The organism is Paraburkholderia fungorum (genome assembly GCF_046026025.1).
GTDB lineage: Bacteria > Pseudomonadota > Gammaproteobacteria > Burkholderiales > Burkholderiaceae > Paraburkholderia > Paraburkholderia fungorum_E.
On the sequence record NZ_JAQQFL010000003.1, the window covers coordinates 367148 to 379940 of the forward strand.

General features: G+C 61.2%; 14 protein-coding genes. 4 read left to right on the forward strand and 10 right to left on the reverse strand.

Annotated features, from left to right (window positions below):
* Positions 1-39: 39 nt before the first annotated feature.
* Positions 40-405 carry a hypothetical protein gene (locus tag PQR67_RS05950; protein ID WP_408455907.1) on the reverse strand — a complete coding sequence of 122 codons (366 nt, stop codon included), beginning with the start codon at positions 403-405 and terminating at the stop codon, positions 40-42.
* On the opposite strand from PQR67_RS05950, the gene PQR67_RS05955 reads away from it, so the two are divergent.
* Complete coding sequence (locus PQR67_RS05955) at positions 331-1140, forward strand: class I SAM-dependent methyltransferase (RefSeq protein ID WP_408455893.1); 810 nt, start codon at positions 331-333, stop codon at positions 1138-1140. The two genes, PQR67_RS05950 and PQR67_RS05955, sit on opposite strands and share 75 nt — an antisense overlap.
* Before the next feature lie 58 nt (positions 1141-1198).
* Here the strand turns inward: PQR67_RS05955 and PQR67_RS05960 are convergent, their stop codons facing one another.
* The gene (locus PQR67_RS05960; protein WP_408455778.1) at positions 1199-1675 is read right to left on the reverse strand and encodes a winged helix-turn-helix transcriptional regulator; all 477 of its coding nucleotides are present in this window, start codon (positions 1673-1675) and stop codon (positions 1199-1201) included.
* Between the two features lie 171 nt (positions 1676-1846).
* Between PQR67_RS05960 and PQR67_RS05965 the strand changes: the two genes are divergently transcribed.
* Positions 1847-2284, forward strand: coding sequence for a PaaI family thioesterase (locus PQR67_RS05965; RefSeq protein ID WP_408455781.1), 438 nt, complete (start codon positions 1847-1849; stop codon positions 2282-2284).
* A gap of 398 nt (positions 2285-2682) precedes the next feature.
* Positions 2683-3585, forward strand: coding sequence for a metal-dependent hydrolase (locus PQR67_RS05970; RefSeq protein WP_408455784.1), 903 nt, complete (start codon positions 2683-2685; stop codon positions 3583-3585).
* 18 nt (positions 3586-3603) lie between these two features.
* Here the strand turns inward: PQR67_RS05970 and map are convergent, their stop codons facing one another.
* From map to PQR67_RS05990, 4 genes are all read right to left on the reverse strand, one after another.
* Positions 3604-4371 carry a type I methionyl aminopeptidase gene (map, locus tag PQR67_RS05975; RefSeq protein WP_408455787.1) on the reverse strand — a complete coding sequence of 256 codons (768 nt, stop codon included), beginning with the start codon at positions 4369-4371 and terminating at the stop codon, positions 3604-3606.
* The gene (locus PQR67_RS05980) at positions 4368-4580 is read right to left on the reverse strand and encodes a ParD-like family protein (RefSeq protein WP_408455790.1); all 213 of its coding nucleotides are present in this window, start codon (positions 4578-4580) and stop codon (positions 4368-4370) included. Before PQR67_RS05980 ends, map begins: the two co-directional genes overlap by 4 nt.
* Before the next feature lie 217 nt (positions 4581-4797).
* Positions 4798-5673, reverse strand: a complete 876-nt coding sequence (locus tag PQR67_RS05985; RefSeq protein ID WP_408455792.1) for a hypothetical protein — start codon at positions 5671-5673, stop codon at positions 4798-4800.
* Positions 5674-5971: 298 nt separating this feature from the next.
* Entirely contained in the window at positions 5972-6901 is a 930-nt protein-coding gene (locus PQR67_RS05990) for a LysR family transcriptional regulator (protein WP_408455795.1), read from the reverse strand.
* Between the two features lie 194 nt (positions 6902-7095).
* Between PQR67_RS05990 and PQR67_RS05995 the strand changes: the two genes are divergently transcribed.
* Positions 7096-7698: an NAD(P)-binding domain-containing protein gene (locus tag PQR67_RS05995; protein WP_494471406.1), complete on the forward strand. Its 603-nt coding sequence runs from the start codon at positions 7096-7098 to the stop codon at positions 7696-7698.
* A gap of 60 nt (positions 7699-7758) precedes the next feature.
* On the opposite strand, the gene PQR67_RS06000 is transcribed toward PQR67_RS05995, so the two are convergent.
* From PQR67_RS06000 to PQR67_RS06015, 4 genes are all read right to left on the reverse strand, one after another.
* On the reverse strand, positions 7759-8733 hold the full coding sequence (locus tag PQR67_RS06000) for an HpcH/HpaI aldolase/citrate lyase family protein (protein WP_408455798.1): 975 nt from the start codon (positions 8731-8733) through the stop codon (positions 7759-7761).
* Positions 8730-9896, reverse strand: a complete 1167-nt coding sequence (locus tag PQR67_RS06005) for a CaiB/BaiF CoA transferase family protein (RefSeq protein ID WP_408455801.1) — start codon at positions 9894-9896, stop codon at positions 8730-8732. Before PQR67_RS06005 ends, PQR67_RS06000 begins: the two co-directional genes overlap by 4 nt.
* A 90-nt stretch (positions 9897-9986) precedes the next feature.
* Entirely contained in the window at positions 9987-11738 is a 1752-nt protein-coding gene (locus PQR67_RS06010) for an L-lactate permease (protein WP_408455804.1), read from the reverse strand.
* A gap of 113 nt (positions 11739-11851) precedes the next feature.
* Entirely contained in the window at positions 11852-12793 is a 942-nt protein-coding gene (locus PQR67_RS06015; protein ID WP_408455807.1) for a LysR substrate-binding domain-containing protein, read from the reverse strand.

Below are 12793 nucleotides of genomic sequence, written 5' to 3' on the forward strand. Positions count from 1 at the left end.
TCGTTTCTCCGACGTACCCTCGGCAGACGATACCCACGTTCAGACGGGTGCGATCGCGGTGAGCTTCGCGGTCGTCTCCCGCCGACGGTGGCCGCGCTGACCCAGGCAGTTCCAGGGGCCGCGAGCGGCGAGGAACGGTCGGTCGATGATGGAGTCAAAGCTGTCGCAAACGCCAGTCGAGCAAATCGAACGGGAAAGTACCGGGTAGCGGGCCAGCGCCTTCGCCTTACGAACTTGTGATGCGTGATAGCCATCGGGAGTGAAATGAGAGAACAGGAACCGAGCCGTACAGCATTTTCTGCAGCCACTCATCGCGCCGTTCATCAGGTGGTGGAAGAGGGGAAAATTTTCAGTGATCCGCTCGCCCTCGCGATAGTAGGAATGAAAGCCGAGGACGTGCGGCATGACGACGAATTGCAGATGTCGAGACGCGGAATCCGATTGTTCATCGCCGCTCGATCAAGCTACGCCGAAGCGGCCCTCGAGCACGCCGTCGAACAGCGCGGCGTGCGGCAGATCGTGATACTCGGTGCTGGCCTGGATACGTTTGCGTACCGTAGTCGACTCCCCGGCAATACTCGCATTTTCGAAGTCGATCATCCGGCCACACAAGCATGGAAACGAAGGCGGCTTGAGCAAGCCGGCATAGAGAGGCCGGATTCGCTGATCTATGCGCCGGTCGATTTCGAAAGCGATACGCTGCTGGATGGGCTCCATGCCGTCGGCTTTGACTCAACGCAGCGAACCTTTTTCATTTGGCTCGGTGTCGTTCCTTATTTGACGGAACAGGCGATTGACCTGACGCTGGGCGCAATTGCCAGTCTCGCTGGCGGCGCGGAGGTGGTGTTCGACTACAGCGATCCTCCGATTTCGTTTTCCGCGGAGCTGCTGGCGTTGCACGAAGTAAGAGCGGCGCGTGTGGCTGCCGCCGGCGAGCCATTTTTAAGCTATTTCGATCCACCCGCGTTACACGAAAAGCTGCGCAGGCTGGGCTTCTCGGAGATCGACGATGTTATGGGCCGCCGCTTGATTTCCCGTTATCTTGAGCAGGCAACAATGGCTGCCAGACCGACCGAGGAAAGTGGAAAACCACCCTCCGGCGGTGGACACGTGTTGTTCGCAACGACGAAGTTCGCTTAGAAACATCCAGCGCCTTCCTGTTTGGAGTGTCCGCTTCGGGGAGCGGTGAAGGTCCCCGTCACTCTGTGGGTTCGCTTTCCTCGATTCCCCATCCTGGCCCACGCTGCGGCTCGATTTCGCGCGGATCGAGAGGCTCGCCGCACTCGGAACAGACTGTCAACGGACGAATCACGTGGCCACACGTGCGGTGCCTTAGCACCATGGGCGGTCCGTTGCCGTCGTCCTTCCAGCGATCGCCCCAGGCAGTCAGCGCAAGGAGCACGGGATACAGGTCGAGGCCTTTCTCCGTCAGGCGGTATTCAAAGCGCACCGGCCGATCCTGATACGGCTTCTTGACGATGACGCCTTCATCAACCAGACGCGCAAGCCGTTCGGCAAGCACATGGCGCGTGAGACCGAGTTGTGACTGAAATGCTTCGAAGCGGCGCATGCCGAGGAATGCATTGCGCAGAATCAGCATGGTCCAGCGATCCCCGATCACGGCAAGTGTGCGTGCCACCGAACACTGCATCGTCCCAACATCATTCCATTTCATCAGCAGTTTCCTCAGCCACGGATACAGGGCGGTGGGTTCCATTATAGAACTGTCTCTCGGTTCTACCGGGTGCTTCGGCATTGACATCGAATAGGCCGGTGCCGACAATCAGTTCTAAATTGGAACTTAGTAAGTTCGTATCACGCCCAACTCAACGTCAGGAGCTTTCCGATGAATTTCCTTTCCATGTCAGGCCTTGAATTGTTGCGCGCCGGGGCCGCCGGCGATCTACCTCGCGCGTCTATTTCGGAAACCATCCCCATGGATCTCGACGAGGTCGAGAGCGGCTACGTAAAGATCACCGCTCGGGCCGACAACCGTCACCTCAACCCGCTGGGCGGTGTGCATGGAGGATTCGCCGCGACGGTGCTCGATTCAGTGACGGGGTGCGCCGTGCACACCATGCTTGAAGCGGGAGTGGGCTATGGCACCATCGATTTGCACGTAAAGATGTTGCGCCCGGTACCGCGCGACGTAGATCTGGTGGGGGAAGGTCGTGTGATCCATCTTTCAAAGAGCCTCGGCGTCGCCGAAGGGACGTTGAAAACGCCGGATGGCAAGATCGTGGCGCACGCGTCGGCGACCTGTTTAATCCAGCGCCCGACGTAATGCACGGCTAGTGCTACGGCCTGGCGACCAGGGCTCGTCAACGCAAACAGCCTCGACAGAAAACGTGTCGAATGGCTCCTGTGCTCATCGGGCACGCGGTTGCCCACCGATCCGGCGGGTCCGGCGCCGCGTTTGGAAGTTCGCCCCTAACCCGCGCCTTGCATCCCACGACCACATCATCGTATCGTTACATTGATAAATGTAACGATTGCCGGCTTAGTCGGTATTTTCACGAGGTGTTCCGGTTCGTGCCGGGGTTGGCTGAATGAGTGTCCGCCGATGTGAGGCATGCGCGCCGGCCACCCGACCTACCGAAAACCCGTCGCCGTTATGTCCGGTGAGCCGTCCCGCCGAATCCCGGGCCTCGCGCCATGGGCGGCGTTCAACAGGAGACATGGATGAATGATGCAAGCCCCCCGTCGGCCCCGGTGTTCGTGATGCCCGTGCGTCGCGATGTGCGTTTCAATCTTCCGGTCGAGCGCGCGAAAGACTGGCACGGACAAGGCACGCAGGTCTCACACTTCTTCAACGCGCTATCGCTGTTGTTTCCGGCGGGTGAACGTTTCTTCATGGATTCCGTGCGCCACTACCGCGATCAGATCGACGACCCGGTGCTCAAGAAGCAGGTGCTCGGTTTCATTGGCCAGGAAGCGATGCATAGCCGGGAACATGTGGAGTACAACGAACTGTTGCAGGCCAACCGCCTGCCCGCCCGGAAGCTCGACAAACGCGTGTGGAAAGTGTTGGACTGGATGAAACGGGTGCTGCCGCATTCGATGCAACTCGCCCTTACCGTCGCTGTCGAGCACTACACGGCGATGATCGCGGGCCTGCTGCTCGACGACTCTTCCCGCCTGGAAGGATCGGAGGAGGGCTACAGGCAGATGTGGCTCTGGCATGCGCTTGAGGAAACCGAACACAAGGCCGTGTCTTTCGACGTCTGGGATGCAGTAATCAAGCCGGGCCTGGCGCGCTATCTGTTGCGCGTTGGCGTGTTTCTGCTGACGACGCTGACGTTCTGGCCGGTCGTGTTCCTGTTGCATATCCGCCTGATACGTTCCGACCGGTATGCAGGCCAGCGCGTGCGTGGCATGGGGCGGGTAATCCGGTTTCTTTACGGTCCGCGCCATGGCGTGTTTCCGCGCATGGCGGGTGAATGGCTGAGTTTCTTCCGACCGGGTTTCCATCCATGGGATCACGATAATCGCCATCATCTGGCGCGTGTCGATGGGATTGTCGCCGCGAACACCGAACGGCAAGGGCCCGCAATCACAGCGAGTGGTCGCTTCGACGTGGCATAAAAGCCGCACGGCGGCCCATCAGTTCAGCATCTTTTCCTCGGGGCGCAACGTCAAGACCCGCACGCCGTTTTGGGTCACGGCTACAGTGTGCTCGAACTGCGCGGACAGTTGCCCGTCACGCGTGACGACCGTCCAGCCATCCTCTTCGGTCTCAACGGCATGCCGCCCCTGGTTGATCATGGGTTCGATGGTGAACACCATGCCTTCTTGCAGCACCAGACCCGTTCGCGGCTTGCCCCAATGGAGCACTTGGGGAGGTTCGTGCATTTCACGCCCGATACCATGCCCGCAATATTCCCTGACGACCGAATAGCCGTTTCTCCGGGCGTGCCGCTCGATGGCATGCCCCACATCGCCAAGTCTGGCGCCAGGACGAACGGCCTTGATGCCTTTCCACATAGCCTGGTAGGTCACTTGCACAAGCCGTTCAGCCAGCGGCGATACTTCACCGACAAGATATGTTTTGCTGGAATCGGCGATATAGCCATTTTTCTCTAACGTGATATCGAAGTTAACGATATCCCCGTTTTGCAATATATCGGTCGTGGATGGCACGCCGTGGCAAACCACATTGTTGCGGGAGGCGTTAAGTGCGTAGGCATACCCGTACTGGCCTTTGCTTGCCGGGCGTGCGTTGAGATCATTCACGATGAGGCCGTCGACCAGATTGTTGATCTGCATGGTCGACATGCCGATCAGGCTCAGCCGGTCCAGATAGCCAAACACATCCGCCAGCAACTTGCCTGACTCGGCAAGCAATGCGATTTCTTCGGGGCGCTTGGTCATGTCAAAGCCACTTTGACGCCTTGCTCCATCACGCCCGCGGCTCGGAGTTCCCGGGCAACGATCTCATTGAAACTCAGCGTTGGATTCATTTCGCACAACATGCCAATCTTGATCCAGAACGCCGCTTGCGCGTTGATCGACCGACACGAAACGGCGCTCGCTTTGCGTATTTGATCGTGCAGATCATCGTCGATATTCACAATACCCATGACACCCTCAATATATGAATCGTATACAAATCATATACGCCGAACCATCGGCAGCGCAAGCGATCTTTGCCGCTTCGTCGACCAAGCGAGTTTCTGACAGGAGTGGGTTCGAGGTTTGCGCATGACCGGCCAGAACGGCCAGTCATGCTGTCGAGCCCGGCTGCGCGAGTCGCGCGCCTTTCGGGCCGTGTGCAACTGGACTGTCGGGGTGAAGAGATCAGGCCTCGGAAAGTCCACGCGCAGACACGAGGTACGTGACTGGATCAAAGCGACGAAACTCCGCAAGGCCTCGACGCTTGGTGGCGATCTTGAGAGAAAAAGAACCAATCTCAAAGGCGGCGGCGACAGCAGCCCCTAATGCAATGGGGGCGCCGAGCGCTATCGTGATCGTCCCGGCTCCCAACGCCTGAAGTGACTTGGACGAAAAGATACTTTCAAGGACTGCCTGCTTGGTTTCAAAGCCCCATTTCTTTACCGCGGTGTCATGTTTGTCGATGGCCAGAAGCAGCGAATCGCGGATGAAGTCTTTCGACTTTCCGTCAAACTTCTCCTGCATAAATAGTCGAAGATTTCGTAACGCCTGCAGCGAGGCCGCGTCTTCCCGAAACTCGATGAGATGCCGCCAGCTAACGCCGCTAATGTCAACAAGATGTAGACCAATCAACTGACATGAGACGTCGTCGGTCTTGGAGTCAGCGGACGCAGTCAGGTCCACGCCGTGGACGCCTGCAATTGGCTCGGAGACTGAATTTAGCAGCGCGGCCATGCTTTTCTGAAGATTGGCAATCTGGCTACGAGCCCTGTCTTCGAGGGACTCGCCTGATGCGAGCGTGTGAATCCCCAAAGCGTCAGGAAATGCGATCAGGTACTTGGCGACGTAACTTAGGATTTCCGGATGCACTGAGCGTGGGGCGCTTGTGTCGACCAGGGAGCCCGGCAGTATTTTGGGCAGGATTTCAAAGAGTTCGAGGTCGCCGGACCCTCTAAGCGGAATGAGATCTGCAAGCTCAATCGGCACAATGCGATCTGAATACAAGGCGGCTTCTTTGGAATCCTGAAATGCCAGAATGGCAGACACTGATGAGTACGACATCGCTCCTCCTGGTCTCGCGACACGCTAGTGCCGCGTTTCGGCTGGTTGAAATTAAAACGATTGCTGATGCGAAAAGCTTATCGCCGTGTTCACGACGAGGCCGGTCCGATGAGTGTGAAGAGGCGTCCGGATTGAGTGAGATTCTAGGAGAACATCAGATAGACGAGGTACGAAAAACGTACCGCGGCCACTGGGCGTAAACCCGCTGGCCCGCAGATGACGTTGACGCGACGCTGCCCGGCGTCGAGACACCAGATGGCTGTCGAAACCAGACAGCATCAACCCGGCGATGTTCGACTCATTCGGTGCCGCCTGCCAACCTCTCGGCCAACCGCTCCCGCTCGAACGCTTCGACAACGAAGTCGACAAACACCCGTGTTTTCGCCGGCAACAGCGCTCGCGTTGCGTAGTAGATCGAAATCGCCCCGGCGTCCGCATACCAGCACGGCAGCAATCGCACGAGTTCTCCCCGTTCGATCGACGACAGCACGTCTGACACCGCCAGCAGCGCCACCCCCAGTCCGAGAATCGCCGCTTCGCGCATCGCTGCCGGGTCGTTGACCATGATGGTCTCGCTGAGTTGCGCCGGCATTTCAGCGCCCGCTGTATCACGCATCGTTCGGTGGGTCACGCGGCCAGTGCGGCTCGAGCGCATCACGATGCCCTCGAGCTTCGTCAGATCTCGGGGATCGATTAGCGGCGCGCGGCCGGCCATGTAGGCAGGAGACGCCACCGCCACGAGATGCGCAGGCGCCAACGCGCGCGACACGAGGCCCGGCGCGAGATCGAAGCCTCCCCCCAGCGCCGCGTCGTAGCCCTCTGCAATCAGGTCGACCTGGCGGTTCTCGAAGTGCCAATCCGGGCGAACCATCGGATAGCGTGCAAGGAACGCCGGCAATAGCGGCATGACGTACGTGATGCCGAAGGTCGGCGCCATGCTGACTTTCAGCACGCCAGCCGGTCCGCTGCGATCCGTCGAGACGGACGCGATCGCTGCCTGCAGCGCATCCAGGTTGCCGCCAATTTCCACGAGAAAGCGCTCTCCCGCCTCGGTCAGCGTGAGCTTGCGCGTCGAGCGCTGGAACAGTCGCACGCCGAGATTGCGTTCCAGCAGCGCGACGTTCCGGCTGACCGCAGCGGGCGTCAGTGCAAGACGCCGCGCGGCTGCGGAAAAGCTGCCCGTTTCGGCGCTGCGCACGAACGATTCGAGATTGGCGAGGGTTTCCATCCGGCAATCTTAAAGCATTGATTGAAAATAATTCAAGCAATTACCGGCTAATCATCGAGCAATTAAGGCGGCAAGATTCGCTCATGGAACCTTGGGGAATGAACGTCACACGTCTTCCCCGCCTGCTGACGCAGAGGTCGGCGGCTTTTTTCCCTGATTCACCTGATTCATCACCTTTCACCAGGAGCATCGTTATGAGCACCATCGGTATCATCGGAGCAGGCGCCATTGGGTCCGCGTTCGCGAAAGCGCTGGCGGGCAAAGGCCTCAAAGCCATCATCGCGAACAGCCGGGGTCCGGATTCGCTCGCGGACCTCGCGCGGGAACTCGGCCCCTCGATCACGCCGGGCACGCGCGAACAAGCGGCCGCGCAGGACATCGTCCTCGTCGCGGTGAACTGGTCGAAGCTGCCGTCCGCCCTTGCCGGGCTGCCGGCTTTCGGCGGACGCATCGTGATCGACGCAAACAATCCGATCGAGGCCCCGCGGTTCGAACCGGCCGAATTGCACGGCCGGACGTCGAGCGAGACCGTCGCGGACCTCGTGCCAGGCGCACGCGTCGTGAAGGCGTTCAATCATCTGCCGGCGCACCTGATCTCCGACGATCCGCAGGCCGAGGGCGGACACCGCGTGTTGTTCTTAGCGGGCGACGACGCACAGGCGAAATCGGCTGTGAGCGAACTGATCGGGCAACTCGGCTTCTTCGGCATCGACCTGGGTTCGCTCGAAGGCGGGGGACGGTTGGTTCAGATTCCAGGTGGTCCGTTGCCGGTGCTCAATCTCGTCAAGTTAGGATAGCCAATGAAGTACGCGGAAGACGGTGTTTTTCACAAAGAACCGTCTTCCGCAATGGTCTACTCAGCTCCGTTGCGCCATCGCAAGGATTCGCTGGGCCATCCGTACGTTTGCGAAATCAACCAGCTTGCCATCGAGCGAAATGGCGGCGAGGCCCGCGGCTTGCGCCGCTTCGAGCGCTTCCACCGTTCGGCGGGCGGCACGCACTTCATCGTCGGTCGGCGAGAATGCCGAACGGGTCGGCTCGATCTGCCCGGGATGGATGATCTGCTTGCCGTCGTAGCCCATCGCCGCCGCTTTCAACGCCCAGGCGCGCGTCAGCACGAGATCGCGGAAAGCCCCACATGGACCGTCGATCGCACGCAGCCCAAAAGCGCGTGCGGCGATCAGAATCCGCATCATTGGATACGTCCAGAGGTCAAGAGGTGTGGTGGTGTAGTGGCCTGTTTCATCTTTGAGCGTGACGGCATAACCGGCGTGTGTGCCGCCGATCTCGACGTTGCGAGCGCCAATGGATGCCGAAAAGTCGCCGACACCGAAGTGCAACGCCGTGAGCCGGTCACTCGCGCCGGCAATGCTATCGACATTCACCACGCCGCGCGCCGTCTCGATCAGCGCCTCGATCTCCAGCGGCGCGAATGACTCGGGCCGGGCGGCCAGCAATTGCTCCACCTGTGCCACGACGTCCGCCGATTCCACCTTTGGAACCAGAATCGAGTCGAGCCGCGGCGCTTCGGCGGTCAATGTCCGGACTTCGTGTTCGTCGATACCACGTTCGTTCGCATTGATCCTGACAGTGACGGTCTTGTCGCCCCAGTCAAGTTCGGCGAGCGCCTGCACGGCTGTCCTGAGCGCGTCGTCTTTCCTGTCGAGGGGGACGGCATCTTCAAGATCGATGAAAACTGCATCGGCCGCGCAAGCCGCCGCCGATTGCAGCATGTTGATGCGATGCCCAGGCACGGCGAGCACGGTGCGTGTGGTGCGTGTGGTGCGCGTTATGCGTGGGTGCCGCTTCGGATTCGGTTCGTATCGACTCATGAGTTACTCCGCTGCGAGTGAGTACCGGCTGCAATTTCCGCGAGGATGGCCTCGGTATGCTGGCCGACCGCGGGCACCGGACCCATCACCGGTTCGATCCCTGGGATCGTGACCGGTGGCAGGAACATATCCTGGGGGCCACGCTCCGTTTCGACGCTGCGGTAGCGATTGCGCGCGCGCAATTGCGGATGATCGAGGAGCGCTTCGACGTCGTTCATCATGCCGTTCGCAATCGCCGCGCGATCGAGTCGTTCCAGCACCTGCTCGCTGCTCCACGCGGCGAAGCGCTGCTCGATCGTCCGTTCCAACGCCTCGCGATTCGCGACCCGTGAAGAGTTCGACGCGTAGCGTGGCTCGACCGCGATTGCAGCGTCGTCCAGCACGACGGAACAGAAGCTGAGCCATTCGCGTTCGTTCTGGATACCGAAGAAAACCGTCTTGCCGTCACCGGTCGCAAACGGACCGTACGGGGCAATCGTCGCGTGCCGGGCGCCGCTTCGCGGCACCGGTTCGCCGCGGCCGCGCGTGTAGTACGCCGGATAGCTCATCCACTCGGTCAGCGCATCGAATAGCGAGACCTCGAACGCCATGCCTTTGCCGGTGCGCGAGCGCTGATAGAGGCCCATCAGGATGCCGTTCAGCGCATACATGCCAGTCGCGATGTCGGCAATCGCGAGACCGCTTTTCGACGGCGTCTCGGGCGTCCCGTTGATTGACAGAAAGCCGGTCTCGCACTGCACCAGCAGGTCGTAGGCCTTCTTGTCGCTGTAGGGTCCGGCGGAGCCGTAGCCGGAAATATCGCAGGCGATCAGTTGCGGGAAGCGGGCGACCAGGGACTTCGCGTCGAGGCCCTGGCGCTCGGCCGCGCCAGGCGCCAGGTTCTGGATAAAGACGTCGGCACGGGCGAGCAGCGCTTCAAGCGTTTCCTGCCCGCTCCCGGTCTTGATGTCGAGCGCGAGACTTTCCTTCGAGCGATTGGCCCAGACAAACTGGCTCGACAGGCCATCCATCGCGGTATCGTAGTTGCGGGCGAAGTCGCCGACCTCAGGACGCTCGATCTTGATGACGCGCGCACCCCAATCGGCCAGATGCCGGCTTGCCAGCGGTGCGGCAATCGCCTGTTCGATCGAGACGACCGTGATGTCATTCAGTGGATGGTTCATCTTCTGCGTATCCTCGCTATTTCAATGCGTAAAACAGGTGCCCAGGCTTTTCTTGCGGCACGGAACAGCACGGTGGTGACCTCTGGCCGATCACGGCACCATCCAGCCGAGGACCGGTGTGGACTGGAGGTAGACCAGCAGGCTGAGCGCCGCGATCATCAGCACTGTCCAGCCGGCCACGCGTCTGAACAGCACGCCTTCCTTGCCCATCATGCCGACAGCCACCGCGCCGACCGCGAGGTTCTGCGGCGATATCGCCTTGCCGACCACACCGCCCGACGTATTGGCGGCGGTCAACAGAATGTCGGACAGGCCAGTGTGATGCGCGGTGGTGAGTTGCAACATGCCGAACAGCGCATTGGCCGATGTATCCGAGCCGGTGAGGGCCGTGGCGAACCAGCCGAGGATCGGCGAGACCGGTGCGAAAGCCGGGCCCGCCCTGGCTGCCCAGATGCCAAGCGTCACGATCTGGCCCGACAGGTTCATCACGTAGGCCACGCCGACCACGCAGCACACGGTGAACACCGCCCAGCGCAGTTCATGAAGGTTCTTCAGATAGGTCCGGGTGGCAACGGGCGCGCTGACCTTGAGGATGGGCGTGGACAGCAAACCGGCGATCAATACGATTGAGCCGGCGGAAAGCAGCCATTCGAACTTGGCGCTGACAGCCGATACGGCATGGCCTTTCGGATCGACCACATGCAGGCCGGGCCACGCGAACGTCGACGTGACGACACCCAGGGCATGGCCGATAAAACCGATCTGCGTCGCCGCGACGACGAGGATCACGGCGGCGTAGGGCGCAAGCGCGCGCAGGAGCTCCGCGCGCGAATCGACCGCCTGGGCCACGTCGGCCGGTGCGCTGCCTCGCGCGGCTGCGTGATGGAAATGCGCGCCGGAGCCTGGCATCGGCATGGCCATGGTGGCGCTGTGCGATGCGCTCGCGAGGCCGCGACCGGTGTCGAGACGTTGATGATCACCCGAACTCGCCGCGACCGCTCCCGCACCGGCCAGGTCGGCGCGCAACACGCCTGGCGACCAGACGCGCAGGAACACGATGGCAACGCCTGCGCAGATCAGTGCCGCAACGATATCGACGAGTTCGACCGGCAGCAGCATCGACCCTGCAAATTGTGCGAACGCGAATACGACCCCGGCGACCAGCGCGAGCGGCCAGACTTCCTTGATTCCGCGCCGGCCGTCGACGATAAATACGAGGATCAACGGAATGAAGAGCGACAGCAGGGGCGTTTGCCGTCCCACCATCACGCTGATCTCATGAACCGGCAAACGGGTGATCTTGGCGAGCACGGTAATGGGCAAACCCAGCGCGCCGAACGCGACCGGACTGGTATCCGCGATCAGGCAAACCGCCGCGGCCTTCAACGGCTCGATACCGATCGAGATCAGCAGCACCGCGCAGATGGCCACCGGTGCGCCGCCGCCGGCCAGCGCTTCCAGCAGCGCGCCGAAACAGAACGCGATCAGCACCGCTTGCACGCGTTGGTCGGCGCTGACGCGGGCGAGCGCGCGCCGCAGCACGTCGGCGTGGCCGCTTTCCTGAGTCAGCTTGAACAGCCAGATTGCGTTGATGCCAATCCAGATGATGGGAAAGAACCCGATCGCGGCGCCTTCGAGTGCGCCGCTGGCCGTCTGCCCGGCAGGCATCCCGTAGACGAAGATCGCGACCGCCATCGACACGGCGAGTGAGGCAAGCGCTGCCCATCGCGCCTGCAAGCGCAGGACGCCAAGCAGAACGAACAGGGTGAGGAGGGGCAGCACGGCGAAAAATGCGGAGGCCCCTATCGAATGCGCGACGGGGTCGAAAATCTGGGTATACATGCGTCTCCTTCGGGCTCTTCGCGAGCATCTTTTATCGACTGCGAAGGCCACAATGTAGACGCGCGCCGTGCCGGCGTGAAATACCGATTGGAGCTACCGGGTATAGGTGACGCCTATATCTGTCCGGTGCCGGCGTCGTTGTGGTGCAGCACGCCGGACCAGACGCCGCTTTCGACCAGTTCAGCCGCGAGCCGTGTGACGACTTTCTGAATCGCCAGCGATGCGGCGCTGGTGGGCAGCGCATTCGGCACACACAAGCCGACGGGACGGCTGATTTCCGGATCGATCAGCCGATGGATCAGATGCTGGTCCGCGGCGTTGCGCCCGAACGCATCCGACGAAACCATCGTCACGACCTCCCCCTGACGCGCGATGGCGAGCATGGTCGGCAGCGAGTCGATATCGGCGACAATATCCGGCTCGATGCCTTCGCGCGCAAAGGCACGCTCGATCAACACGCGCAAGCCGTTCGCCTCGCTCGGCAGAACCATCGGCACGTGCGCGAGCTGACGCAACGATACGTCTTGCGCCGGGCCGATGCCGGCGATCTGGCCGAACACGAACAGGTTCTCCTCGAAAAGCGGATGGACCGAGACGCCTCGCGTTTCCGATTCGCGAAACAGGATGGCCATATCGAGCCGTCCGTTCGCCATCAATTCGGCGAGGTATCCGCTCATTCCTTCGACGATCTGCAAGCGGATGCCGGGATAGTGACGCCGTACATAATCGAACACGGGTAGCGCGAACACGACTGCGACGCTGGTCGGCAAGCCGATCGCAACCTGCCCGGATTCCGTGCCGTTTACGCGCACCGCAAGCGGAATCTGCGCCATCTGGCGAAGCACGTCGCGAGCGCGAAGATAGAGTGCGCGACCGGCTTCGGTCGGCTGGACGCCCTGGTGGCTGCGCAGCAGCAGCGTCGCTTTCAGCTCGGTTTCGAGTCCGGCGACCTGCTGGCTGAGCGAAGGCTGAGCCACACAAAGCTGCTCGGCCGCCTTCGACAGGCTGCCGCAATCGACGATAGCAACGAAGTATTTGAGCTGGCGGATATCCAT

Excerpts from the sequence above, each read along its gene's own strand:
- PQR67_RS05950 (WP_408455907.1), bottom strand. The coding sequence starts at position 405 with ATGCCGCACGTCCTCGGCTTTCATTCCTACTATCGCGAGGGCGAGCGG.
- PQR67_RS05960 (WP_408455778.1), bottom strand. The coding sequence starts at position 1,675 with ATGAAATGGAATGATGTTGGGACGATGCAGTGTTCGGTGGCACGCACA.
- PQR67_RS05965 (WP_408455781.1), top strand. The coding sequence starts at position 1,847 with ATGAATTTCCTTTCCATGTCAGGCCTTGAATTGTTGCGCGCCGGGGCC.
- PQR67_RS05970 (WP_408455784.1), top strand. The coding sequence starts at position 2,683 with ATGAATGATGCAAGCCCCCCGTCGGCCCCGGTGTTCGTGATGCCCGTG.
- map (WP_408455787.1), bottom strand. The coding sequence starts at position 4,371 with ATGACCAAGCGCCCCGAAGAAATCGCATTGCTTGCCGAGTCAGGCAAG.
- PQR67_RS05980 (WP_408455790.1), bottom strand. The coding sequence starts at position 4,580 with ATGGGTATTGTGAATATCGACGATGATCTGCACGATCAAATACGCAAA.
- PQR67_RS05985 (WP_408455792.1), bottom strand. The coding sequence starts at position 5,673 with ATGTCGTACTCATCAGTGTCTGCCATTCTGGCATTTCAGGATTCCAAA.
- PQR67_RS05990 (WP_408455795.1), bottom strand. The coding sequence starts at position 6,901 with ATGGAAACCCTCGCCAATCTCGAATCGTTCGTGCGCAGCGCCGAAACG.
- PQR67_RS05995 (WP_494471406.1), top strand. The coding sequence starts at position 7,096 with ATGAGCACCATCGGTATCATCGGAGCAGGCGCCATTGGGTCCGCGTTC.
- PQR67_RS06000 (WP_408455798.1), bottom strand. The coding sequence starts at position 8,733 with ATGAGTCGATACGAACCGAATCCGAAGCGGCACCCACGCATAACGCGC.
- PQR67_RS06005 (WP_408455801.1), bottom strand. The coding sequence starts at position 9,896 with ATGAACCATCCACTGAATGACATCACGGTCGTCTCGATCGAACAGGCG.
- PQR67_RS06010 (WP_408455804.1), bottom strand. The coding sequence starts at position 11,738 with ATGTATACCCAGATTTTCGACCCCGTCGCGCATTCGATAGGGGCCTCC.
- PQR67_RS06015 (WP_408455807.1), bottom strand. The coding sequence starts at position 12,793 with ATGGATATCCGCCAGCTCAAATACTTCGTTGCTATCGTCGATTGCGGC.